Here is a 21,734-nt window from a genome sequence, read left to right as displayed (position 1 = left end):
CTGGGCCACCTCGTCGGCCGAAGGGGCGTCACGATGCTGGGAGCGGGTCCCCGGGGCGTCCGGGGTGCGCTGGCGGCGTGGCGGGAGTGGGACGGCCTGCCGTCGCGGTGGGGGATGTGGGTGGTGGCGCGGCGGAGGTGGATCGCGTACGCCGTGGTCTGCGAGCTCGCGGCCGTGACGGCTGTGGCGGTCGGGTTCGTGACCAACTTCGGCGGCCCGGTCCAGTTCGGGTGGTTCGCGACGCTCGTCGTGCTCGGGATCGCGCAGGCGGAGATGTCGCGGCGGATCGAGCGGCTGCGGCGGTGGATGAGCGGCCAGACGCACATCAACGTCACCTCCGTCTGGTACCTCGCGGGTGCCTTCCTGTTGCCGCCGGCGTGGGTGGCGTTGCTGGCGCTCGTCCTCTACGTGCACCTGTGGCTGCGGGTCTGGCGAAGCGTCCGTACGCGGCCGGCACACCGGTTTCTCGCCAGCACAGCGTGGGCGATGCTCAGCTGCTTCGCGGCGTCCTCCGTGCTCACCATCGACCACCTCAACGACGCGACCCTCAACACGTGGCACGGCGTGCTCGCCCTCGTCGCGGCGGCGGCCGTGTTCGAGGTGGTCAACATGGCGCTGGTCGCCGCGGGCATCTACCTCTACACGGGCAGCCGTCAGGCCGCGGACCTCATCGGCACGTGGGAGGACAACGCCTTCGAGATCGCCACGCTGTGCCTGGGCGGCCTCGCCTCGCTCGCGCTCGTGGCGCAACCCGTGCTCGTCGTTTTCGTGGTGGCGCCGCTGCTTCTGCTGCACCGCTACCTGCTTCTGAAGCAGCAGCTGCAGGTCGCCGCGGTCACGGACGAGAAGACCGGGCTGCTCAACACCGCGGGCTGGCACGACCTCGCCACGCGCGAGTTCACCCGGGCCCGCCGACGGGGCCCCGGCAGCGAGTTCGCCGTCCTGATGATCGACCTCGACCACTTCAAGCGCATCAACGACACCTACGGCCACCTCACCGGCGACGAGGTCCTCGCCGCCGTCGCCGTGGCGATCGCGGAGGCTGTGCGCCAGAGCGACACGGTCGGGCGCTTCGGCGGCGAAGAGTTCGTGGTGCTGCTGCCGGCCACCGGCGGCACGCCCGTGCTCGCCATCGCCGAGCGCGTGCGCGTCGCGGTGGGGGAGCTGAGTGTGGTGGTCGGCGGGACGGCGCGGGTCAGCGGCCTGTCGGTGTCCGTCGGCGTCGCCGGCTACCCCGACGCGGGCGACACGCTCGACCAGGTGCTGCGCTCGGCCGACGCCGCCCTCTACCGAGCCAAGGACGCCGGGCGCAACCGCGTCGCCGTGTGAGTCACCGCTCGAAATACGCGCTCCGCCCCGTTGTTGAACGTTGCATGAGTGCGGATCACGAGTCCGACGTCGTGGTGATCGGGGCGGGACAGGCGGGGCTGTCGGCGGCGTACCACCTGCGCCGCGCGGGTCTCGCCAACGAGACCGGCTTCGTGGTCCTCGACCACGGCAAACGCCCCGGCGGCGCGTGGCAGTACCGCTGGCCCTCGCTCGTCGTCGGCAAGGTCAACGGCATCCACGACCTGCCCGGCATGGCGTTCGGCATGCCCGACCCGAGGCGGCCCGCCAGTGAGGTCGTGTCCGAGTACTTCGCCCGGTTCGAGAAGACGTTCGACCTGCCCGTGCACCGCCCGGTCGACGTCACGGCCATCCGCGAGGACGGCGACCGCCTGCTGGTCGAGACGCCCGCCGAGACGTGGGCCGCCCGCGCCGTGATCAGCGCGACCGGCACGTGGGACCGCCCCTTCTGGCCGCACTACCCGGGGCAGGAGCTCTTCACCGGCCGCCAGCTGCACACCGCCGACTACCCCGGCGCCGAGGCGTTCCGCGGCCACCGCGTGGTCGTGGTCGGCGGCGGTATCTCGGCGGTGCAGCTGCTGATGGAGATCGGGCCCGTCGCGAGGTCGACGACCTGGGTCACCCGCCGCCCGCCGGTGTGGCGCGACGAGGAGTTCAACGAGGACTGGGGTCGCCAGGCCGTCGCGAAGGTGGAGCAGCGCGTGCGCGAGGGGCTGCCGCCGCAGAGCGTCGTGAGCGTCACCGACCTCGCCGTGACGCCCGAGGTGCGCGCCGCGCAGGCCACCGGGTATCTCGACCGCAAGCCGATGTTCGACCACCTCGTGCCCGAAGGCGTCGTCTGGGCCGACGGCACCTTCGAACCCGCGGACCTGATCCTCTGGGCCACCGGCTTCCGCGCGGCGATCGACCACCTCGCGCCCCTGCACCTGCGCACCCCAGGCGGCGGCATTCGCATGGACGGCACGCGTGTGGTCGCCGAACCGCGCCTGCACCTCGTGGGCTACGGGCCCTCGGCCAGCACCGTCGGCGCCAACCGCGCCGGACGTGCCGCCGTGCGGGAGATCCGCCGCTACCTCGGCCTCTGAACTCGACAACTCCATACGACGTAAAGTATCGTCGCCGCCAATCGCTTACAGCGTAAAGAGATGGGGGCCGTCATGCTTACGTTGCCCAGTGGAACCACGATCGACGTCGAGGTGCACGGCGACGGACCGGCGTTGCTGCTGCCCGTGAACCCGCGTCCGTTGGAGGGCGAGCAGGCCGAGGCCGTGCGCCAGTGGGGCGGCGACCCCGCGCTGGGCCGCTCGCTCATCGACGGCCTCGCCGGCTTCCGCGTGATCGCCTTCGACTACGAGGGCCACACCCTCGCCCACCCGCGCCCGGAAACCCTTACGCCGGACGAAATATCCACCGACCTGCTGGCGATCGCATCGGCCGTGAACGCCGAACACTTCGCCTACTACGGCTACTCCTGGCTGGCCGTCGTCGGCCTGCAGCTGGCCCTGCGCACCGACCGCCTCACCGCCCTGGTGATGGGCGGCTACCCGCCGCTCGACGGCCCGTACGACGCGATGCTCGCCGTCACCCGGGCGACGCACGCGATGCCCCGCACGGACGGCGGCGACGCGACGCCGGGCGACTGGGACTCCGTCGACTTCACCCTGTCCACGGCTCAGACCCGCCAGTTCGTCACGCTTTACGAGGCCCTGCAAGGCTTCGACGACCACGCCGTCCACCTGACGTGCCCCCGCCTGTGCTTCGCGGGCGCCGAAGACCGCATCGAATACGGCGAACGCTGGGGCGGCGTCACGGTCGACCTCGCAGGCCCCCTCGGCGAGAACCGCGCGGCCCTCGAACAGGACGGGTGGAAGGTCGAGCTCCTCGAAGGTCTCGACCACATGACCGCCATGCAGGCCAAGGCCGTGCTGCCGATCCTGCGCCCCTGGCTTGACGAGCACGTGGCGTAGATCAAGAAAATAGGCAGCCAAAGCTGATCAGTGTAGGCTGTCTATCGTGAACGAACAGAGCTCTCCCGACGTCGTGGCCCAGCGGCTGCGGATCCTCGTCGGCCGGCTGCGGCGGAGGATGCAGGACGCGTCATCCGTGCGCGGCCTGAGCGCGCCGCAGGCGTCGGCGCTGGCTCGGCTGGCGATCTCCGAACCGTGGTCGGCCAGCCAGCTGGCCGGCGCGGAACGGGTCCGGCCGCAGTCGATGGCCAAGACGGTCGCGGCGTTGCACGAACAAGGCCTGATCCGGCGTGAGGTCGACGCCGAAGACGCGCGCCGCCAGCTGCTCTTCCTGACCGACGAGGGCCGCGCTGTCGCCCAGGGGGCTCGCGCCAGCCGGGAAGAGTGGCTGGCCAGCGCGTTCGAGCAGCGTTTCACCGACGCCGAGCGCCAGGTCCTGGACCAGGCGCTGACCTTGCTGGAGCGCGTGGTCGAAGAATGAGCACACCCGTGAAAACGCGTGAGCGGCTCGGCGCGGGCGACGGGTTCGACCGCAAGCTCATCGCGCCCCTCGTCTCCGGCGCGATCCTGAACCCGATCAACTCCACGATCGTCTCGGTCGCGCTGGTGCCGATCGGTGTCGCGCTCGGCGCGCCGCCCTCGCAGACGGCGTGGCTGATCTCCGCGCTCTACCTCGCGACGGCGGTCGGCCAGCCCGTGGTCGGGCGCCTGATCGACATTTACGGTCCGCGCCGGCTGTTCCTCCCCGCGACGGCCCTGGTCGGGGTAGCGGGTGTGATCGGCGCCCTGGCCCCGAACCTGGCGGTGCTGATCGTCGCTCGGGTGATCCTCGGCTTCGGCACCTGCGCCGGTTACCCCGCGGCGATGCGGCTGATCCGCGACGAAGGCCGCCGCACCGGCAAGGACAGTCCCGCCGGCGTGCTCACCATCCTCGCGATCGCCACGCAGACCATCGCCGTGATCGGCCCGCCGCTGGGCGGGCTGCTGATCGGCCTCGGCGGCTGGCAGGCCACGCTGGCGATCAACATTCCCATCGCGATCGTGGCGTTCGTACTCGGCCGGCTGCGCTTCCCGCGCGACGAACGCGCCCCGGGCAAGCTGAACCTCGACTTCCCCGGCATGGCCCTGTTCGCGACGACGCTGGTCGCGCTCCTGCTGTTCCTCATGAACCCGCACGCCGGCTCGTGGTACCTGGTCGTGATCACCGTGCTCGCCGCCGCAGCGTTCACCGTGCACGAGCTGCGCCACCCCCGCCCGTTCATCGACCTGCGGGTGCTCGGCGGCAATGTTCCGCTGCTGCTCACCTACGGCCGCGCCCTGCTCGCGTATGTCGTGTCCTACAGCTTCATCTACGGCTTCACCCAGTGGCTCGAGGACGGCCGCGGCCTGTCGGCGAGCACCACGGGCCTGGTCACGCTGCCGATGTTCGCCACCGGCATCGTGGTCTCGGCGATCACCGGACGCCGGCAAGGGCTGCGCGGCAAGCTGGTCGTCGCCGCGGTCGCGCAGCTCGTCGCGTGTGTGCTCTTGCTGACGCTGATGCCGGCCAGTCCGTTGTGGACGATCGTCGGGATCGTGCTGATCTTCGGCATCCCCCAAGGGCTCAACAGCCTCGCGCTGCAGAACGCCGTGTACCGGCAGGCGAACTCCGACGACGTGGGCACGTCCGCGGGTCTGCTGCGCACCTTCGGCTACCTCGGCGCCATCGTCTCCTCCGCCGCCCAAGGAGGTTTCTACGGCCAACGCGCCGACACCGGCGGCCTCCATCACCTGGCGTGGTTCCTGGTGATCGCGAGTGTCGTCTTCCTGCTCGTCAACGTCCTCGACCGGACGCTGGCGCGATCCACCCATCCCGAAAGGCACCCGGAAATGACCGAACAGCTCGACCCGGCCCGCACCGCCCTGCTCGTCATGGACTACCAGGCCGGCATCGTGAGCCGCGTCGCCGACGACCAGGCGCTGGTCGATCGCGTCGACACCGCCATCGCCGACGTCCGCGCCCACGGCGGGCACGTCGGCTGGGTCCGCGTCGGCTTCGACGACGCCGAGTTCGACGCCATCCCGTCCACCAGCGTGTTCGCGCGCATGGTTTCGCCCGAAAGCCGCGCGGTGATGCACGCCGCCGCCCCGGCCACCCAGATCGACGAGCGGCTCAGCCCGCAGCCGCAGGACGTCTCGGTGCGCAAGATCCGCGTCGGCGCGTTCACCACCACCGACCTCGACACTCAGCTGCGCGGCCGCGACGTCGACACGCTCGTGCTGGCCGGCATCAGCACCAGCGGCGTGGTGCTCAGCACCGTGCGCGAGGCGATGGACCGCGACTACCGCATCCTCGTGCTCGACGACGCCAGCGCCGACCCGGAGCCCGGCACCCACGAGTTCCTCACCGGCACGATCTTCCCGAAGTTCGCCACCGTCCTCGACGTCGACGCGCTGACGAAGCTCTGGGCCTAGCGGCTCAGGTAGCGGACCTGCCCGGGCTTCGCGGCGTCGAAGTCCGGGCGGCCCGCCAGGTGCTCGGGCACGCCGACCTCCCACCACGCGCCGGCTTCCGTCCAGGCCGCGGGCAGCGTGCGCACCACGACCACCGCGGGCCGGCTCTCGGCGACGGCGGCCGCGCGCGCCTTGGCGTACGCGTCCCGGAGATCGTCGACCGACGAAGCCGAGAACACCGCGCAGCCCAACGATTCCGCGTGGCGTGCGAAATCCACGCGTGGCGGCTCGGCGTGGGAGGTGCGGCAATCGGCGTAGAAGTTGTTGAACGGCTTGCCACCCTGGCCCTGCTGCAGGCGCGCGATCACGGCGTACCCGTCGTTGTCGCAGACCACCGCGACGAGTGGGTGGCCGGCGAACGCGGCGGAGAACAGGTCAGAGTTGAGCATCAGGTACGAGCCGTCGCCGAGCAGGGTCGTCACGAGGCCGGCGTCGTGCGCGATCGCGGCGCCCCACGCGCCGGAGAGCTCGTAACCCATGCACGAGAAGCCGTACTCCACGTCCATGCTCACCTCGCCGGAGCCGCGCCAGCCGCCGATCAGCTCACCGGGCAGCCCGCCCGACGCGGTCATCACGTAGTCGCGGGGCTCGGACAGGTCGTTGACCACACCGACGACCTGCGCGTAGCTGGGGATCTCCGAGGTGGCGGAACGCAAAGCGCCGATGTGCGTGTCCCACTTGGCGCGTTCCTCGGCGGCCTGGGAAGTCCACTGTGGATCGACGCGCCGGCTTTCCAGCTGGGTGGCCAGGTCATCCAGCCCGGCGTAGGCGTCGCCGATGACGGCCAGCGCGCCGTGCTTCACCGCGTCGAACGCGGCCGCGTTGAGCGTGACCAGCCGCATGTCCGGCGAGAACACCGTCCACGACGCCGTGGTGAAGTCCTGCAGCCGGGTGCCGACGGCGAACACCACGTCGGCCGACGCGGCCACGGCGTTCGCCGAAGCCGACCCGGTGATGCCCAGTGGTCCCGCGTACAGCGGGTGCGTGTGCGGCACCAGTGTTCGCCCGGCGGTGGTCTCCGTGACGGGAATCCCGTGCCGCTCGGCGAACTCCAGCGCGCGCTTGCCCGCGCCCGAGTAGCGCACGCCGCCACCGAGCACCAGCAGCGGGCGCCGGGCCGCGCGCAGCACGCCGGCCGCCTCGGTCACCGCGCGCCGGTCCGGGCGCGGGCGCGGCAGCCGGTGCGTCACGGGTTCGAACAGCGAAGACGGGAAGTCGAACGTCTCGGCCTGCACGTCCTGCGGCAGCGCCAACGTCACGGGCCCGCAGTCGGCCGGGTCGGTGAGCACGCGCGCGACCTGCGGCAACGTCGCGAGCAGCTGCTCCGGGCGCGTGATCCGGTCGAAGTAGCGGCTCACAGCGCGGAAGGCGTCGTTGACCGTCGCCGTGCCGTCGTGGAAGGGCTCGATCTGCTGCAGCACCGGGTCGGGCGCGCGGCTGACGAACGTGTCGCCCGGCAGCAGCAGCACCGGCAGCCGGTTCGCGTGCGCCACGCCGGCCGCCGTCACCATGTTCAAGGCGCCCGGCCCGATCGACGACGTCACCACGCCGACTTGGCGTCGTTGCGTCGCCTTCGCGTAGCCGACGGCCGCGAGCGCCATGCCCTGCTCGGTGTGCCCGCGCCAGACGGGGATCTCGTCGCGGTGCTCTTCCAGCGCCGTGCCGAGGCCGAGGACGTTGCCGTGGCCGAAAATCGCGAAGACACCGGGGAACAGCGGCACTTCCCGCCCGTCGAGCGTCTCGGACCGCTGCGCGAGCAGCCAGCGCACCAACGCCTGCGCCGTCGTCAGCTTCATCGCCGCCGCCCCTCGTGATCGGTGACAGGACAACGCGGGTCCAGCTCCTGCGACGCCCAGGTGTCGCGGACCCAGCCGTGGGCGGGGTCGTCGCAGAACGCCATCGAACGCTCTTGCGCGGGCCCGGCCAGCACGTTCAGGTAGTACATCGGGTAACCCGGCGCCGCGACGCACGGACCGTGGTAGCCGCGCGGGATCAGGAAGACGTCTCCGTCGCGCACCGCCACGTCTTCGTCGAGCTCGCCGTCGGCCGTGTAGGTGCGGTGCAGGCCGAAGCCCTCGCGCGAGGGCGTGACACCGTCGCGCCCGGCGATGCGGAAGTAGTAGATCTCCTCGTTCACGACCTCGCACTCGCTCGCCTCGTCGTGCTTGTGCGGCGGGTACGAGGACCAGTTGCCGTCGGGCGTGATGAGCTCGCACGCGTTGAGCTTGTCCGCGTGGTCCCACACGCCGGGCACGCCGAAGTTGGTGACCTGCCTGCTCGCCTGGCCCGAGCCGCGGACCTCCACCGGTACGTCCTCGGCCGCGCCGTACCTCGGCTCCAGCCGGCGCTCGCAGCGGGCCATCGGCATCGCCACCTCGGCGCCGGTCGGCGAGGTCAGCACCACCTCGGCGTCGCGGGGCACGTAGACGAAGTCCGTGACGCGCGAGAACACGGAGTCGCGGCCCTCGAGCTCGAACTCCTCGTCGTCGACGCGCACGGTGAGTGAGCCCGACAGCGGCAGCACGAACGCCTCGAACTCGCCGGTCTCGATCATCCGGGGCAGCCGGCGGCCGACCTTGAGCACCCGCAAGCCGGTGTGCGACCAGCCGGCCCCTTCGGGCGTCAGCAGAATCGGGTCGGAGTCGTCGGTCAGTGTCCCGTGTGGACGGTGCAGTGCGCTCACTTCGCGGCCTCCAGGATCTTCGCGGCAGCTGCCACGGCGGACCCGACGTCGCCGTCGGGCGGGTAGAGCAGGGTACGGCCCACGACGAGGCCGCGCACCACGTCGTGGCGCAGTGTGCGGCCCCACGACGCCAGGTCGGCGGCGGGGTCGCCGGAGGGCACCCCGCCGAGGATCACCACCGGCAGCGTCGTGGCGCCCAGCACGGCGGTGTCGTCGGTCGAGGGCAGCTTGAGCCAGGTGTGCGCCGACGTCACGCCGATGCCCGAGGCCACCGTGACGGCCCGGGCCAGCGCCGCCGCGTCCTTCTGCAGCACCAGCCGGCCTTCGGCGCGGGCGTAGGGCAGAGGCTCGACCATGGCGACGAGGCCGTAGGACGCGAGCTCCGTGACCGCGTCGGCGCAGGCCTGCAGCGTCGGGACGGTGCCGGGGTCGGCGTCGACTAGCCGCAGCAGCATCTTGCCGCCGTCGAGCCGGCAGTCGACGAGCGACGCGGCGTGGTAGCCGGTGAAGCGGTCGTCGATCTCCCAGTCGGCGCCGGCGAGGCCGCCGCGGTTCATCGAGCCGATCACGACCTTGTCGTGCAGCGCGTCGAGCAGCAGCAGCTCCTCGACGACGTCGGGGGTGGCGAGCAGCCCGTCGACGGCCGGGTTGGCCAGCGCCACCAGCAGCCGTTCGAGCAGCGACCGGCGGTCGGCCATCGCGAGCGGGTCGCCGCCCACGCCCAGCGCCCCGCGCGCCGGGTGGTCGGCGGCCACGAGGAACAGGGTGCCTCTGTCCGACAACAGGTTCTCGCGCCGCCGCCGGGACGCGTAGGCGCGCCGCACCGCGCCCGGGTCGGTGGCCCGCACGCGCAGCAGCTCGCTCCAGCGTTCGTCGGTCAGCAAGGGCGTCACAGCAGCTCCTCGATCTCCGCGGCGGTCGGCATCGCGTCGGCGCACGCGAGCCGCGCCGCGACCAGCGCACCCGCCGCATTCGCGTACTTCGCGAGGCGCACCGGCTCCCAGCCCGACAGCAGCCCGTGCACGAGGGCGCCGCCGAAGCCGTCGCCCGCGCCGAGGCCGCACACCACCTCCACGCGTTGCGGCTTCACCGTCGCCCGGCCCTCGGGGGTCGCAACGAGCACGCCTTCCGCGCCCTTCTTGATCACCGCGAGCCGCACGCCGCGCGCGAGCATCCGGTCCGCGGCCTCCTCCGGGTTCGCCGTGCCCACGGCCACCTCGACCTCCGCGCGGTTGCCGACGGCCACCGTCACGTGGTCGAGCATCCAGCCGATCTCCTCGCGCGCGGTCTCGGCGTCCGGCCAGAACATCGGCCGGTAGTCGAGGTCGACCACGGTGTGTTGCCGCCGGCCGCGTGCCTCGAGGATCTTGCGTTGCGTCGTGCGCGCGGGCTCTGTGGAGACGCCCGTGCCCGTGACCCACAGCAGCGGCACCTCGCGCACGACGTCCCACGGCACGTCGGCGTCGGTCAGCGTGAGGTCCGGCGCGATGGGGGCGCGGTAGAACAGCAGCGGCGGGTCGGCCGGCGGGTTCAGTTCGCAGAACACCACCGGCGTCTGCAGGTCCGGGGAGGTGCCGACGTGCTCGGGCGAGACGCCGAACCGCGTGAGCGCCTGGCGCACGTAGTCGCCGAACCCGTCGGGCCCCACCTTCGTGAGCACGGCGGTGCGGCGGCCGAGCCGCGCGGCGGCGACCGCGACGTTGGTCGCGGTGCCGCCGAGCGACTTGGCGAACGTGGCGACCTCGGCCAGCGGCACGCCGCTCTGCTCGGGGTAGAGATCCACCCCGACCCGGCCGATGGTCAGCGCCTCGAGACTCACGTCTCCACCGCGCGCAGTTCGTGTTCCAGGGCCTCCAGCTCGGCACCACCCGCCATCTGCCGCGTGAGCTCCTCGATGCCGATCTCGGACTTCTCGTACGACCCGAGCGCGGCACCTCGCTTGAGCAGCAGGAACCGGTCGGCCACCGGGTAGGCGTGGTGCGGGTTGTGCGTGATCAGCACGACGCCGAGCCCGCGGTCGCGCGCTTGTGCCACGTACTTGAGCACGACGCCGGCCTGCTTCACGCCCAGCGCCGCGGTGGGCTCGTCGAGGATCAGCACCTTCGCGCCGAAGTGCACGGCCCGCGTGATGGCCACGCACTGGCGTTCACCGCCGGACAGCGTGCCGACGGGCTGTTCGACGTCACGCAGGTCGATGCCCATGTCCGCCAGCGCTTTTTTGGTGGTCGCGCGGCCCTTCTTCCGGTCGAGCATCCGGAACGGCCCGAAGCCGGTCGTCGGCTCGGAGCCGAGGAAGAAGTTGCGCCACACGCTCATCAGCGGCACCACGGCGAGGTCCTGGTACACCGTGGCGATGCCGCGGTCGAGCGCCTCGCGGGGGGAGGTGAACCGCACTGGCTCGCCTTCGACCAGGAACTCGCCGCGATCGTGCTGGTGCACGCCGGCGAGGATCTTGATCAAGGTGGACTTGCCGGCACCGTTGTCGCCGAGCACGCAGGTGACCTCGCCCGCGTTGACCACTGTGGACACGTCGCGCAAGGCCACGACGCTGCCGTACATCTTGCCGACGTCCTTGACTTCGATCAGGGGAGCGCTCATCGCCGGACCCTTTCCGCGCATCGCCGGAAGGCGTTGTTGACCAGGACCGCGGCCAGCAGCATGATCCCGAGGAACAGCATGAACCAGTCGCTGTCCCAGCCGGCGAACACGATGCCCTGGCGCGCCATGCCGAAGATGAGGGCGCCGATCGCCGCGCCCACGGCTGAGCCGTAGCCACCGGTGAGCAGGCAGCCGCCGATCACCGCGGCGATGATGTACTGGAACTCCAGCCCGATGCCCTGGTTGGCCTGCACGCTCGCGAACCGCAGGATGTTGATCGAGCCGACGAGCCACGCGGCCAGCGCCGTGCCCATGAACAGCAGGATCTTCGTGCGCACCACCGGCACGCCGACCGCGCGTGAGCTGGCCGCCGAGCCGCCGACTGCGAAGATCCAGTTGCCGAACCGCGTGCGCGACAGCAGCCACGCGGCCACCGCCGTCACGCCGATCCACCACACGATGGAGATCTGGAACGGCGTGCCCCCGATGTTCACCGTGGAGGCGAACACGAAGCCGGCGGAGGCGTAGCCGTCGGTCGAGCGCATGCCCGAGACCTGCACGGTGCCGGTGACCAGCCGCGTCACGCCGAGGTTGAGGCCCTGCAGCGCCAGGAACGTGCCGAGCGTGACGATGAAGCTCGGTAGGCCCGTTTTCATCACGAGCCAGCCGTTGAATGTGCCCACCAGCAGCGCGAACACCAGCGAGGCCAGCAGGGCGAGCCACACGTTCCAGCCCACCGCGGTCGCGAGGATCGCGGTGACCAGCGAGGTCGAGGCCGTCATCACGCCCGCCGACAGGTCGAACTCGCCGCCGATCATCAGGAGCGACACGGCCACGGCCATGATGCCGAGCGTCGCCGCGTCGTCGAGCCAGGTCGCGGCGCCGCTGGCGCTGAAGAACTTGTCGGTGACGAGGGAGAAGAACAGGAAGACGACAGCCGCGCCGAGCAAGGCGCCGATCTCCGGCCGGACCACCAGCCGGTCCATGAGTGTGGGTTTCACGAGCCGTTCGTCGAGCGTGGTGGTGGTCATCGGGTGCCCCTTTGCACGTACTGGCCGACCTTGTCCACAGTGGATTTGTCGACCAGGTCGGGGCCGGTGAGCACCGGCTTGCCGCCGCCGACGATGTTCGCGTTGTCGCGGTAGAGCTTGAGGAACATGACCGGCAGGTAACCCTGCTCGTACTGCTGCTGGTCGACGGCGAAGAGCACATCGCCCGACTTGATGGCGGCCACCACATCGGAGTTCAGGTCGAACGTGCCGACCTGCGCTTTCGAGCCCACGCCCTTGATCGCGCTCACGGCGCGCGCGGCGACCTGCGAGTTCAGCGTCAGCACGGCATCGATCGACGGGTCGGTCTGCACGGCGCCGCGGATGCGCGACTCGGCGTCGGTGGGGTTGGAGATGTCCACCTGCAGCATCTGCACGTCGCCGCCGAAGCCGCTCTTCGCGCCGTCACAGCGCTGCGCCTGGCCGACGTTGCCGGCCTCGTGGATCACGCAGAGCAGCTTCTTCTTGCCGAGGTCCTTGAACTTCTTCCCGGCTTCCTGGCCCGCGATGGACTCGTTCTGGCCCACGTGGGTGAGCGCGCCGTAGGCCGCGCTCTTGTCCTCGCCGGAGTTGATGGTGATGACCGGGATGCCGCCGCGCACCGCCGCCTCGATCGAGGGCTGCAGGGCCTCGGGGTTGGCCATCGAGACGACCAGGCCCCCGATCTGCTGGGCGACGGCGTTGTCGATCAGCTTGGCCTGCGCTCCCGGGTCACCGTCGGAGGCGTACTCGACCTGCACCCCCAGGTCCTTGCCCGCCTGCTCGGCGCCGTTCTTGACCACGTTCCAGAACGCGTCGCCCGCGGTGCCGTGGGTGATCACGGCGACCTTGAGCGGCCCGGACTCGACCGGCGCCGCGGCGGGGGCCGTGGCCTTCGGCTCGGCCGCGGGCCCGGTGCACGCCGACAGCAGCAGGCCGGTGGCCAGCAGCCCCGCCACTATCCGGGCGGCCCTCGAGCGCGGTTTCGGCACCCCGCGCCTCAAGCGATGGGACATCGTCGTCTCTCCTCGCTGCGTTTCCTCGTTGTCTTCTCAGCCGGCCAGGCGGCCGACGATCGCCCCGAGGCAGGCCAGGCTCGCCGCCACGTCCCGCTTCGGCAGGTCCACGGGGCTGCGCTCGTCGAGCGCCGTGTCCTGCTCCAGCACGTACCAGCCGTCGTAGCCCGCTTCGTGCACGAAGCGAACCATGGCTTCGATGTCCACGTCACCCTCACCCAGCGGGACGTACAGACCTTTGCCCACCGCCTCGGTGTACCCGACGGTGCCGTTGCGGACGGCTTCGGCCAGCTCACCGCGCACGTCCTTGAGGTGCAGGTGCCCGATCCGGTCCGGGTACCGCCGCGCCAGCTCCACGGGATCGGTGCCGCCGATCAGCAGGTGACCGGTGTCGAGGCACAGCGGGAGGTCGGAGTCGGCGAGGAACCTTTCGACCTCGGCTCGCGTCTCGGCGTGGGTGCCGACGTGGGGGTGCAGCACCGTCTTGAGGCCGTGGCCGGCCGCGACGTCGCGGATCCGGCCGGCGGTGGTGATCAGGGTGGTCCACTCGCCGTCGGTGAGCGCGGGCCGTTCGTCGTAGCCGTCGAGGCCGGTCGCGGCGGCGAGTACGAGTACCTCGGCTCCGCACGCGGCGAAGAGCGCGGCGGAGTCCTCGGCTTCGGCGAGGGCGGCTTCGGGGTTCTCGTGCAGCACCACGGCGAGGAAACCGCCGATGAGGTTCAGGCCGTGGCCGCCGAGGAGCTTCTTCAGCTCGGCCGGGTCGCGCGGCAGGTACCCGGGCGGGCCGAGCTCGGTCGCGGTGATGCCGAGCTCCGCCATCTCCCCGAGCACGGTCGGCGCGTCGAGGACCCGGCCCCAGCCCGGCACTTCGCACACCCCCCAGGAGATCGGTGCGGCGGCGATGCGGATGGTGGCGTTCATGGGAACCCTCTCCGTGCGGTGACCCTTGGCGTTGGCCCGTTCGGTGCGCGTTGGAGCGCTCTATTGATTAGAGCGCTCTAAGCTTGTAGCGTCGGCCGCACCCGAGTCAAGGGCCGGTTCCGGCCGGTTCCGGCGGAGAGGCAAGCGAATCGTGAAGCCCACCATGGAGGACGTCGCCGCGCGGGCGGGGGTTTCCCGCGCGCTCGTGTCCTTGGTGATGCGGGGTGCGCCCAATGTTTCGGCGCTGCGCCGCGAAGCCGTGCTGAAGGCAGCCGACGAGCTGGGTTACTCGCCGCACGTGATGGCGCGCTCGCTCGCCAGCCGCACGTCGACGGTGCTCGGTGTGATGGTGAACGACTTGCGCAACGCGTTTTTCGCCGACGTGGTCGAGGGTCTCGACGCGGCGGCGCAGGCGGCCGGGTTCCATCTCATCCTCAACACCGGCGGGCGCGTGCCCTCGCGGGAGAGCACCGCGTTGCGCAGCCTGCTGTCGTTCCGGCCGGCGGGGTTGATCCTGCTGTCGCCGGTGGTGCCCGCGTCGGCGATCGAGGCCGCGGCCCGCCAATGCCCGGTGGTGCTGGTGTCGCGGACTTCGCGCGCGGCCGGGGTGGACACGGTGAACGACGACGGTGAGGCGGGCTCGGCGCTGGCCGTCGAGCACCTCGTGGGCCTGGGGCATCGCCGGATCGCGCACCTGGACGGTGGCGGGGCGGCCGGTGCCGCGGCGCGTCGCCGAGGGTTCCGCCGGGCGACGACGGCGCACGGACTCGAACCGATCGTGGTGCGCAGCGAGCACACGGACACCGCCGGCGAGAAGGCCGTGCTGGAGCTGCTGAGCACGTACGACCGGGCCGACCTGCCGACCGCATTGGTGGCGGGCAACGACTTCAACGCCGTGGGCGCGATCTCCGCGTTGGAGGACAACGGGTTGCGCGTGCCCGGCGACGTGTCGGTGGTCGGCTACGACAACACGTCGCTGGCTTCGCTGCGGCACGTCTCACTGACCACTGTGGACCAGCCGCGCACCGAGATGGGGCGGCTGGCGTTCGAGGCCCTGCTGGAACGCGTGCGCGGCGAGCGTACGACGCCGGTCCGGCACCTGTTGCACCCCTCCCTGGTGGTCCGCTCGACCACCGCTCGTCGCTAGGAGCTCTCGTGACCGAACTCGTCCAGCACTGGATCGACGGCGCCCGCACGGCCGGCGTCTCGAGCCGCCGTGGCGACGTCTTCCAGCCGGCCACCGGTGAGGTGGCGCGGCAGGTGGTGCTCGCCGACCCGTCCGATGTGGACGCCGCGGTCGCGTCGGCGGTGAAGGCCTCGCGCGAGTGGGCCGACAGTTCGCTGGCGCAGCGCACGAAGATCATGTTCGCGTTCCGCCAGCTGGTGGACTCCCACCGCGACGAGCTGGCCGCGCTGATCACCGCCGAGCACGGCAAGGTGCTCTCCGATGCCGCGGGCGAGGTGCAGCGCGGGCTGGAGGTGGTGGAGTTCGCGTGCGGCATCGCGCAGGTGCTCAAGGGTGAGCACTCGGAGCAGGTCTCGCGGGGGATCGACGCGTATTCGCTGCGCCAGCCGCTGGGCGTGGTCGCCGGGATCACGCCGTTCAACTTCCCGGTGATGGTGCCGATGTGGATGTTCCCGGTGGCAATCGCGTGCGGGAACACGTTTGTGCTCAAGCCTTCGGACCGGGATCCGTCGGCGTCGGTGCGGCTGGCGGAGCTGTTCTCCGAGGCCGGGTTGCCGCCGGGCGTGCTGAACGTGGTGCAGGGTGACGCCGCGGCGGTGAACGCCTTGCTGACGCATCCGGACGTCGCGGGAGTGTCGTTCGTGGGTTCGACGCCGATCGCGCGGCACGTGTACGAGACCGCGACGGCGGCGGGCAAGCGCGTGCAGGCGCTCGGCGGGGCGAAGAACCACATGGTGGTGCTGCCCGACGCCGATGTCGCCGGTGCGGCCGACGCCGCCGTGTCCGCCGGGTACGGCAGCGCGGGGGAGCGGTGCATGGCGATCTCGGTGGTCGTCGCGGTGGGTGACACGGCTGATGAGCTGGTCTCGGCGATCGCCTCGCGGACGCGTTCTCTGACGACGGGGCCCGGGGTGGACGCTTCGTCGCAGATGGGACCGGTCGTGACCGCTGCCGCGCGGGACCGGATTGTGTCCTATGTGGACGCCGGTGAACGGGCGGGTGCTTCGGTGGTCGTCGACGGCCGTGGTCTCGCGGCTCGTGAGGACGGCTTCTGGGTCGGCCCGACGCTGCTCGACCACGTGACGCCGGACATGACCGTGTACACCGACGAGATCTTCGGCCCGGTGCTGTCGGTCGTGCGCGCCGAGACGTTCGAGGCGGCACTGGAGCTGGTCAACGCCAACCCGTACGGCAACGGCACCGCCATCTTCACCACCGACGGCCTGGCCGCGCGCGAGTTCGAGCGGCGCGTCACCGTCGGGATGGTCGGCATCAACGTGCCCATCCCCGTGCCGATGGCCTACTACTCCTTCGGCGGCTGGAAGGACTCCCTCTTCGGCGACACGCACGTGCACGGCGCCGAGGGCGTGCGCTTCTACACCCGCGCGAAGGCCGTGACGTCGCGCTGGCCGCGGCAGCCCCACGGCGTCGACCTCGGTTTTCCCACGCACTGATTCTTCCGACGAGCAGGAGGCTTCCACGATGAGGTTGGGACTGGCGGGCACCGGCCGGATCGGCACCGCCCACGCCGAAACGCTCAAGGGCTTCGACGGGGTCTCCTCGGTGGTCGTCGCCGACGTCGACGCCGTGCGTGCCCAGGCCACGGCCGCGAAACTCGGCGTCGAGGCCGCGTCGGGGATCTCTGAGCTGTTCGGGGCGGGCCTGGACGCCCTCGTGGTCACCGCGGCCACCGACGCCCACCCGGACCTGATCATGAAGGCCGTCGACGCGGGCCTCCCGGTGTTCTGCGAAAAGCCGGTGGCCGCCGACATCACCGGCACCCTGGCGGTCATCGACCACATCGCGGGCTCGCCGGTGCCGGTCCAGATCGGCTTCCAACGCCGCTTCGACGCCGGCTACCAGGCCGCGCGCGCTGCTGTCACTTCGGGTGAGCTGGGCTGGCTCCACACCGTCCGCGCCACCACCTTGGACCCCGAACCCCCGCCCGCCGCCTACGTCCCCCACTCCGGTGGTTTGTTCCGCGACTGCGGCGTGCACGACTTCGACATCGTCCGCTGGGTCACCGGCCGCGAGGTCGTTTCGGCCTACGCGGTCGGCGCCAACCGCGGCGAGCAGTTCTTCGTCGAAGCCGGCGACGTCGACACCGCCGCGGTCCTCCTCACCCTCGACGACGGCACCCTCGCCACCGTCTCGCTGACCCGCTACAACGGCGCGGGCTACGACGTTCGCTTCGAGGCCCTCGGTTCCCGGTCGGGCGTGGTGGTGGGGCTGGACGACCGGTCTCCTTTGCACTCCGTGGAACCGGGCGTGACCCCCTTGCCGGGCCCCGCGTATCCCGGCTTCATGGAACGCTTCCGGCCGGCTTATGCGGCTGAGTTGGCGGCTTTCCTGGACGTCGCCGCCGGCCGGGCGCCGAGCCCCGCGGGTGCCGAGGATGCGCTGGAGGCTTTTTACATCGCGGAGGCTTGTGAACTCTCGCGGCGGGAAGGGCGTCCGGTGGAGGTGCGCGAGGTTCGCCGGTAGGTCTTACGTGGCCCCGATGTGGACTCGAAACGAGACCACATCGGGGCACGAACAAACTCAGAAGCCCGCCGGAAGGTGCGGCACGTAATGCTCCTCCAACCGCGCCAGCTCCTTCTCCGTCAAGCCCAGCTCCACAGCCGCCACGGCGTCCGCCACGTGGCCGGGCTTCGTCGCGCCGAAGATCGGCGCCGTGATCGCCGGCTTGTGCAGCATCCAGGCCAGCGCGACCTGCGCGCGCGAAACCCCGCGATCCGCGGCGATGTCGGCCACCGCGGAAGAAACCCGGCGGTCGGCTTCCTCGGCCTGCGAGTAGAGCTTCTTCGCGAACCCATCGTTTTCACTGCGCTTGGTCGATTCGTCCCAATCGCGCGTCAGCCTCCCGCGCGCCAGGGGGCTCCAGGGCAGGACGCCGACGCCCTGGTCGAGGCAGAACGGGTGCATCTCGCGTTCTTCCTCGCGCTGGATGAGGTTGTACTGGTCCTGCATGGAGACGAAGCGGGTCCAGCCGCCGAGGTCGGCGACGTATTGGGCTTGCGCGAACTGCCACGCCCACATGGAAGACGCGCCGAGGTACCGGACCTTGCCGGCGCGCACGAGGTCGTGCAGGGTCTCCATGGTTTCCTCGATCGGGGTGTTCTCGTCGTAGCGGTGGATCTGGTACAGGTCCACGTAGTCGGTGCCGAGGCGGCGCAGGCTGGCGTCGATCTGGGTCATGATGGCGCCGCGTGAGAGGCCGGCGCCGTTGGGGCCCGGGCCCATGCGGTTGAAGACCTTGGTGGCGATCACGATCTCGTCGCGCCGGGCGAACTCGCCGAGGAGTTTGCCGGTGATCTCTTCGCTGGAGCCGTCGGAATAGGTGTTGGCGGTGTCGAACGTCGTGATGCCCGCTTCCACCGCCTCGCGGAAGAACGGGCGCGAATCGTCGAGGCCGAGGGACCACTCGTGGCGGCCGCGTTCCGGCACGCCGTAGCTCATGCAGCCGAGGATCACCCGCGAGACCTGCAGGCCGGTCGAGCCCAGCCGGACGTACTCCATCGAAGGCCGCTCCTGTTCTCATCGAAGACACCGAACGGAACCACCCTAGCGACGAAGCCTCGAGCCGTGGAGTCCTTCCACACTGGACAGTCGTCACGTTGCCCGTTGACCGCCACGTTGGTAAGCCGTATTACCAGGTCGCGTGCACAAGATCCTCGTGCCAAGCTTTCCGGTGTGACCGGAGCCTCCGATTCCGAGATCGTGCTGACCCCCCTCGACGAGCCGGCCCTGCGCCGGCTGCTCGAGGCCGCGGTCGCCGACGCCGACGCGCTCGAGGTGATGCCTCCGATGGAGGGACCGCCGGGCTGGACGCCCGAGCGGTGCGAGGCGTTTCTCGCGTTCCACCGGCGGCGCTGCCTCGACCCGGACACCGCGATCGAAACCACGTGGCTCGTCGAGGTCGACGGCCGCGCGGCCGGGGCGGCGCGCCTGCAGCCCGTGCACGGTCCCTCGGCCGTCGAGGTCGAGGCCGGCGTGTGGCTGGGCCGCTCGGTGCGCGGGCACGGCATCGGCAAGCGCGTGACGGAAGTGCTCCTCGAAGCCGCGCGCGACGGTGGCGCGGCCCGGTTCATCGCCTCGACCACCGTGGACAACGCCGCCGCCCGCCGCCTGCTCACCGGCACCGGCGCGGACCTCGACGTACACGGCGCCGACGTGGACGCCAGCCTCGAACTCTGACCCGCCGACCCGAGAAGACGAGCCGTGGCCCGCCTCCCGGACGCGGGGGAGGCGGACCACAGCACCACGACTCGAATCGGCGAGGAACCTCAGTCCAGCTGCAGCTCGGGCGAGTACATGTCGAACCAGTGATACAGGTCCAGTGCACGGTCCATCCCGACCCGCTGCGTCGGCTCGATCGTCACCGGGTCCACTTCGGACACCTTCGTGAGCCACTCGCGGCTCACGAGCTGGAACACCGGGTTGTCGCGCTCCGCCAGGACTTCCTTCACCTGCTGCTGCAACGCGGCGGGGTAGCCGGGGTCCTGGGTGGACGGGTAGGGGCTCTTCACGCGGTCGCGTACCGAGTCCGGCAGCACGTGCTTGGTCGCGTGCCGCAGGAGGCTCTTCTCGCGGCCGTCGAACGTCTTGAGCGACCAGGGCGTGTTGTAGACGTACTCCACGAGCCGGTGGTCGCAGAACGGCACGCGCACCTCCAGGCCCACGGCCATCGACGCGCGGTCCTTGCGGTCGAGCAGCATTCGCACGAAGCGGCTCAGGTGGAGGTTGCAGATGGTGCGCATGCGCGCCTCCTGCTCCGATTCGCCGTCGAGGTGCTCGACCTTGTCCACGGCCGTGCGGTACTGGTCGGCCACGTAGTCGGCGAGGCTCAGGTGCGTGGCGACGTCGGGGCGCAGCAACGCTTCCCGCTCCGTCATCAGGCCCGAGCGGAACGCCAGCCACGGGAACGTGTCGGCGTGCACGGACTCGTCGTGGAACCAGCGGTAGCCGCCGAACACCTCGTCGGCCGACTCGCCCGACAGGGCCACCGTGGACTCGCCGCGAATCGCCTTGAACAGCAGGTACAGCGACGTGTCCATGTCGCCGAGGCCGGCCGGGATGTCGCGGGCCCGCAGCACGGTGCGGCGCACCTCCGGATCGGACAGCTCGGCCGGGTTGAGGATCACGTCCTGGTGCGCCGAGCCGACGAGTTTCGCGACGTCGCGGATGAACGGCGAGTCCGGGGTGTCGCGCATCTCGTCCGGCTTGAAGTTCTCCTCCTGGCCCGTGAAGTCGACCGAGAACGTGCGCAGCTGCTCACCCTGCTCGGCCAGCCGCGCGGCCGCGAGACCCGTGACGGCGCTGGAGTCGAGCCCGCCCGAGAGAAGCACGCAGCGCGGCACGTCGGCCACGAGTTGGCGGTTGACGATGTCGGTCATCAGCTCGCGCACGCGCGCGACGGTGGTCTCCTGGTCGTCGGTGTGCTGCTTCGCGTCGAGCTTCCAGTACGTGCGAGTGCGGATGCCTTCCTTCGACACCGTGACGACGGTGCCCGGCTCGACCTCGGCCATGCCCTTCCACAGCGACCAGCCGGGGCGCTTGGTGAACGCCATCAGCTCGCGCAGGCCGTCGCTGTCCACGACGCGGCTCGCCAGCGGGTTGGCCAGGATCGCCTTGGGCTCCGAGCCGAACAGCACGCCGTCGCGCGTCGGGTAGTAGTAGAACGGCTTGATCCCCATGCGGTCGCGGATCATCACGAGTTTCTGGTCGCGCTCGTCCCAGATCGCGAACGCGTACATGCCGTTCAGGTGGTCGACGACCGCGTCGCCCCACTGCAGGTATCCGTGGAGCACGACCTCGGTGTCGCTGTCGGTCTCCCACGTGTGCCCGAGCTTCGTGAGTTCTTCACGAAGTTCGGTGAAGTTGTAGGCCTCGCCGCTGTAGACCATGGAGATTTCGCCGTTGGGCGTGCGCACGCTCATGGGCTGGCGGCCGCCCGGCAGGTCGATGATCGCGAGCCTGCGGTGCCCGAGCGCGACGTTGCGGCGCACCCACGTGCCGCGGTCGTCCGGGCCGCGGCACGCCATCGTCTCCGTCATCGCGTCGACGATCTCCTGCCGTTGTGACAGGTCAGAGTCGTAGGAAACCCAGCCGGCGATTCCGCACATCCGCGTGCCTCCGTGATTTGCTTAGGTAATACAACTATTCGAAACACTGGTGTAACACAGCCGGGTGGGCCATGTCTGCCCGAATTGCACGCTCCGTCGTAGATCCACTACGGATTGTGGTGTGAGTCACTCACCAACTACTTGGCGTCACCGGTCAAGATCAACCGAACGCCATCGGGTACCAGGCGAACGGCGGTGGCGGGGGTCACCCGGTGTCAAGAGCGCGTAAATGGCCCAGGAGAGCGCGTCAAGGAGGCGTCAGACCGGCTCCATCACGCAGCGCTACGACCGCACAGTTGCGTCGTCCAACGGTCACCCGCCCCGGGTGACCTGTCTTGAGAGGTGCCTTGTGGCCGACTTGTTGTACGCC

General features: G+C 70.7%; 19 protein-coding genes. 9 read left to right on the top strand and 10 right to left on the bottom strand.

Going from position 1 to position 21,734, the window contains the following annotated elements; translation table 11 throughout:
* Positions 1-114: 114 nt before the first annotated feature.
* From QRX50_RS47325 to QRX50_RS47305, 5 genes are all read left to right on the top strand, one after another.
* Complete coding sequence (locus QRX50_RS47325) at positions 115-1,329, top strand: GGDEF domain-containing protein (protein WP_434533390.1); 1,215 nt, start codon at positions 115-117, stop codon at positions 1,327-1,329.
* A 44-nt stretch (positions 1,330-1,373) separates the two neighbouring features.
* A complete protein-coding gene (locus QRX50_RS47320) occupies positions 1,374-2,432 on the top strand; it encodes an NAD(P)-binding domain-containing protein (RefSeq protein ID WP_285969566.1) in 1,059 nt (352 codons plus the stop codon).
* Between the two features lie 72 nt (positions 2,433-2,504).
* Positions 2,505-3,314: an alpha/beta fold hydrolase gene (locus QRX50_RS47315; protein ID WP_285969565.1), complete on the top strand. Its 810-nt coding sequence runs from the start codon at positions 2,505-2,507 to the stop codon at positions 3,312-3,314.
* Between the two features lie 46 nt (positions 3,315-3,360).
* Complete coding sequence (locus tag QRX50_RS47310; RefSeq protein ID WP_285969564.1) at positions 3,361-3,795, top strand: MarR family winged helix-turn-helix transcriptional regulator; 435 nt, start codon at positions 3,361-3,363, stop codon at positions 3,793-3,795.
* On the top strand, positions 3,792-5,768 hold the full coding sequence (locus QRX50_RS47305; RefSeq protein ID WP_285969563.1) for an MFS transporter: 1,977 nt from the start codon (positions 3,792-3,794) through the stop codon (positions 5,766-5,768). The genes QRX50_RS47310 and QRX50_RS47305 overlap by 4 nt, the downstream gene beginning before the upstream one ends.
* Here the strand turns inward: QRX50_RS47305 and iolD are convergent.
* From iolD to QRX50_RS47265, 8 genes are read right to left on the bottom strand one after another with little or no spacing between them, the layout of a single operon-like run.
* Complete coding sequence (gene iolD / locus QRX50_RS47300; protein ID WP_285969562.1) at positions 5,765-7,603, bottom strand: 3D-(3,5/4)-trihydroxycyclohexane-1,2-dione acylhydrolase (decyclizing); 1,839 nt, start codon at positions 7,601-7,603, stop codon at positions 5,765-5,767. The genes QRX50_RS47305 and iolD overlap by 4 nt on opposite strands.
* Complete coding sequence (gene iolB, locus QRX50_RS47295) at positions 7,600-8,490, bottom strand: 5-deoxy-glucuronate isomerase (protein WP_285969561.1); 891 nt, start codon at positions 8,488-8,490, stop codon at positions 7,600-7,602. Before iolB ends, iolD begins: the two co-directional genes overlap by 4 nt.
* On the bottom strand, positions 8,487-9,383 hold the full coding sequence (locus QRX50_RS47290) for a Cgl0159 family (beta/alpha)8-fold protein (RefSeq protein WP_285969560.1): 897 nt from the start codon (positions 9,381-9,383) through the stop codon (positions 8,487-8,489). The genes iolB and QRX50_RS47290 overlap by 4 nt, the downstream gene beginning before the upstream one ends.
* Positions 9,380-10,309: a 5-dehydro-2-deoxygluconokinase gene (iolC, locus tag QRX50_RS47285; RefSeq protein WP_285969559.1), complete on the bottom strand. Its 930-nt coding sequence runs from the start codon at positions 10,307-10,309 to the stop codon at positions 9,380-9,382. Before iolC ends, QRX50_RS47290 begins: the two co-directional genes overlap by 4 nt.
* Positions 10,306-11,088, bottom strand: coding sequence for an ATP-binding cassette domain-containing protein (locus QRX50_RS47280; protein WP_285969558.1), 783 nt, complete (start codon positions 11,086-11,088; stop codon positions 10,306-10,308). The genes iolC and QRX50_RS47280 overlap by 4 nt, the downstream gene beginning before the upstream one ends.
* On the bottom strand, positions 11,085-12,119 hold the full coding sequence (locus QRX50_RS47275) for an ABC transporter permease (RefSeq protein ID WP_285969557.1): 1,035 nt from the start codon (positions 12,117-12,119) through the stop codon (positions 11,085-11,087). The genes QRX50_RS47280 and QRX50_RS47275 overlap by 4 nt, the downstream gene beginning before the upstream one ends.
* Positions 12,116-13,132: a substrate-binding domain-containing protein gene (locus tag QRX50_RS47270; protein WP_285969556.1), complete on the bottom strand. Its 1,017-nt coding sequence runs from the start codon at positions 13,130-13,132 to the stop codon at positions 12,116-12,118. Before QRX50_RS47270 ends, QRX50_RS47275 begins: the two co-directional genes overlap by 4 nt.
* Before the next feature lie 36 nt (positions 13,133-13,168).
* Positions 13,169-14,053 (bottom strand): sugar phosphate isomerase/epimerase family protein, encoded by an 885-nt coding sequence (locus tag QRX50_RS47265; protein WP_285969555.1) that lies wholly within the window; start codon positions 14,051-14,053, stop codon positions 13,169-13,171.
* A 148-nt stretch (positions 14,054-14,201) separates the two neighbouring features.
* On the opposite strand from QRX50_RS47265, the gene QRX50_RS47260 reads away from it, so the two are divergent.
* The 3 genes from QRX50_RS47260 to QRX50_RS47250 are packed head-to-tail and all read left to right on the top strand — an operon-like array spanning position 14,202 to position 17,723.
* The gene (locus QRX50_RS47260; protein ID WP_285974746.1) at positions 14,202-15,200 is read left to right on the top strand and encodes a LacI family DNA-binding transcriptional regulator; all 999 of its coding nucleotides are present in this window, start codon (positions 14,202-14,204) and stop codon (positions 15,198-15,200) included.
* Positions 15,201-15,208: 8 nt separating this feature from the next.
* A complete protein-coding gene (locus tag QRX50_RS47255) occupies positions 15,209-16,693 on the top strand; it encodes a CoA-acylating methylmalonate-semialdehyde dehydrogenase (RefSeq protein ID WP_285969554.1) in 1,485 nt (494 codons plus the stop codon).
* Between the two features lie 28 nt (positions 16,694-16,721).
* Positions 16,722-17,723 carry a Gfo/Idh/MocA family protein gene (locus QRX50_RS47250; protein ID WP_285969553.1) on the top strand — a complete coding sequence of 334 codons (1,002 nt, stop codon included), beginning with the start codon at positions 16,722-16,724 and terminating at the stop codon, positions 17,721-17,723.
* A 57-nt stretch (positions 17,724-17,780) separates the two neighbouring features.
* On the opposite strand, the gene QRX50_RS47245 is transcribed toward QRX50_RS47250, so the two are convergent.
* Positions 17,781-18,758: an aldo/keto reductase gene (locus tag QRX50_RS47245; protein WP_285969552.1), complete on the bottom strand. Its 978-nt coding sequence runs from the start codon at positions 18,756-18,758 to the stop codon at positions 17,781-17,783.
* A gap of 174 nt (positions 18,759-18,932) precedes the next feature.
* Here QRX50_RS47245 and QRX50_RS47240 point away from each other — a divergent pair, with 174 nt between their 5' ends.
* Complete coding sequence (locus tag QRX50_RS47240) at positions 18,933-19,436, top strand: GNAT family N-acetyltransferase (RefSeq protein ID WP_285969551.1); 504 nt, start codon at positions 18,933-18,935, stop codon at positions 19,434-19,436.
* A gap of 89 nt (positions 19,437-19,525) precedes the next feature.
* Here QRX50_RS47240 and asnB read toward each other — a convergent pair whose 3' ends face one another.
* On the bottom strand, positions 19,526-21,364 hold the full coding sequence (gene asnB / locus QRX50_RS47235; protein WP_285969550.1) for an asparagine synthase (glutamine-hydrolyzing): 1,839 nt from the start codon (positions 21,362-21,364) through the stop codon (positions 19,526-19,528).
* Between the last annotated feature and the right edge of the window lie 370 nt (positions 21,365-21,734).

Source organism: Amycolatopsis sp. 2-15 (assembly GCF_030285625.1).
GTDB lineage: Bacteria > Actinomycetota > Actinomycetes > Mycobacteriales > Pseudonocardiaceae > Amycolatopsis > Amycolatopsis carbonis.
Note: the sequence above shows the minus strand (reverse complement) of the source record. Positions and strands in the feature narration are given on the sequence as shown.

Coding starts and splice junctions, on each gene's coding strand:
- QRX50_RS47325 (WP_434533390.1), top strand. CDS start 115: ATGTGGGTGGTGGCGCGGCGGAGGTGGATCGCGTACGCCGTGGTCTGC.
- QRX50_RS47320 (WP_285969566.1), top strand. CDS start 1,374: ATGAGTGCGGATCACGAGTCCGACGTCGTGGTGATCGGGGCGGGACAG.
- QRX50_RS47315 (WP_285969565.1), top strand. CDS start 2,505: ATGCTTACGTTGCCCAGTGGAACCACGATCGACGTCGAGGTGCACGGC.
- QRX50_RS47305 (WP_285969563.1), top strand. CDS start 3,792: ATGAGCACACCCGTGAAAACGCGTGAGCGGCTCGGCGCGGGCGACGGG.
- iolD (WP_285969562.1), bottom strand. CDS start 7,603: ATGAAGCTGACGACGGCGCAGGCGTTGGTGCGCTGGCTGCTCGCGCAG.
- QRX50_RS47280 (WP_285969558.1), bottom strand. CDS start 11,088: ATGAGCGCTCCCCTGATCGAAGTCAAGGACGTCGGCAAGATGTACGGC.
- QRX50_RS47275 (WP_285969557.1), bottom strand. CDS start 12,119: ATGACCACCACCACGCTCGACGAACGGCTCGTGAAACCCACACTCATG.
- QRX50_RS47270 (WP_285969556.1), bottom strand. CDS start 13,132: ATGTCCCATCGCTTGAGGCGCGGGGTGCCGAAACCGCGCTCGAGGGCC.
- QRX50_RS47265 (WP_285969555.1), bottom strand. CDS start 14,053: ATGAACGCCACCATCCGCATCGCCGCCGCACCGATCTCCTGGGGGGTG.
- QRX50_RS47250 (WP_285969553.1), top strand. CDS start 16,722: ATGAGGTTGGGACTGGCGGGCACCGGCCGGATCGGCACCGCCCACGCC.
- QRX50_RS47245 (WP_285969552.1), bottom strand. CDS start 18,758: ATGGAGTACGTCCGGCTGGGCTCGACCGGCCTGCAGGTCTCGCGGGTG.
- asnB (WP_285969550.1), bottom strand. CDS start 21,364: ATGTGCGGAATCGCCGGCTGGGTTTCCTACGACTCTGACCTGTCACAA.